Raw genomic sequence first — 1,450 nt, 5'->3', positions numbered from 1 at the left:
GTGCCGTGGATTCCTAATGGCGTTTGTCAAGCCGTGAGGATGACGGGTGGCGTTACCTGATAGCACCGCCGGTCGCGTAGTAGGGCCCAGAGGACGTTGACGCGGCGCCGCGCCAGAGCCATGACGGCTTGGGGGTGGCGCTTGCCCTCAGCGCGCTTGCGATCGTAAAAACGGCGGGACTCTTCGGAGTAGCGGATGCTCATCAACGCGGAGGTGTAGAAGACCCGTTGCAGCCGTCGGTTGTATCGCTGAGGGCGGCGTAGGTTTCCGCTGATCTTCCCAGAGTCGCGGGGAGTGGGCGCAACACCACCGAAGCCGGCGAGCCGGTCGGGGGTGGCAAAGGCACTCATGTCACCGCCAGTGGCAGCCACGAACTCGGCCCCGAGGATCGGTCCTAAGCCGGGCATGCTGACGATCACTTCGGCGTCAGGGTGATCCTGAAACCGGGCCGCAACGACCCTCTCGATCTCGGCAACTTGGCGGTTGAGGACGAGCACCTCGTTCGCCAACGTGCGGATCTGGAGGGCGGCCACCTTCTCCCCGGGGAGGCTCGTGTACTGGCTCTCCGCGGCCTGGAGTGCGACCTCGGCAAGCCTGTCGGCGGGGCGGACTTTACGGTTACGCAGCCATGTCTCAAGCCTTCGGACTCCGAGGCGACGGATGGCCGCCGGAGTTTGATAGCCGCTCAGCAGGACGACGGGTCCGGTGTTGTTGAGATCCAGGGCCCGGTCCAGCGCGGGAAAGATGCTGGTGAGGAGGGCCCGGAGGCGGTTGATAGCGCGCGTACGGTCCGTGACCAGGTCCAAACGCCGGCCGGTGAGGAGCTTGAGGTCCACGGCGATCTCGTCGCCCGTACGCAGAGGACGCAGGTCCCGCCGGATACGCGCCTGGTCGGCAATGACCCCCGCGTCCTTCGCGTCGGTCTTCCCCTCGCCCCGGTAGCCCTCGCAGGCCCGATGGATGGCCCGGCCGGAGATGTAGAGAACTTGCTGATCGTGGTTGAGCAGGATGGTGATGGCAAGGGCGGCCCCACCGTCGGCCAGGTCGATTGCCCAGGTCACCTCCTCACCCAGAGCGAGAACGTCGGCCAGGAGCTGGAGCAGTTCTGGCTCATCGTTGGCAACCCGTCGCGACAGCAGTCGACAGCCGGTCGCGTCGATCACCACACAATGGTGATGTGTCTTTCCTGCATCGATACCGGCCCAGATCATGGCCACTTGGTTCCTCCGCGCGTTGTGCTGTTGGTGCCTCCCACGGACGACCTCGCTGGCGATTCCCTACAGAGCGATCAGTTCGCAATTCCTAATTGGCAGCCGAGTCGTCGTGGGGCATCTGGCGGCCAATCCACGGAAGCCATGAATGGCAGAAGACGTAGAGCCACACCTGATGCCCCTGGGCGGGTCAACCATACGAGGGGCTCACCCTGTCCCGCTGAACAACGTAGGGAAGA

General features: G+C 64.7%; 1 protein-coding gene. It reads right to left on the bottom strand.

Going from position 1 to position 1,450, the window contains the following annotated elements:
• Positions 1–26 precede the first annotated feature (26 nt).
• On the bottom strand, positions 27–1,211 hold the full coding sequence (locus tag IE252_RS42815; protein WP_190094927.1) for an IS110 family RNA-guided transposase: 1,185 nt from the start codon (positions 1,209–1,211) through the stop codon (positions 27–29).
• Between the last annotated feature and the right edge of the window lie 239 nt (positions 1,212–1,450).

Origin of the sequence: Streptomyces melanogenes (assembly GCF_014649795.1) — a bacterium.
Taxonomy (GTDB): Bacteria; Actinomycetota; Actinomycetes; order Streptomycetales; family Streptomycetaceae; genus Streptomyces; species Streptomyces noboritoensis.
The sequence above is the reverse complement of the archived record's forward strand: the minus strand, read 5'-3'. Positions and strand labels throughout refer to the sequence as shown.

Coding starts and splice junctions, on each gene's coding strand:
- IE252_RS42815 (WP_190094927.1), bottom strand. CDS start 1,211: ATGATCTGGGCCGGTATCGATGCAGGAAAGACACATCACCATTGTGTG.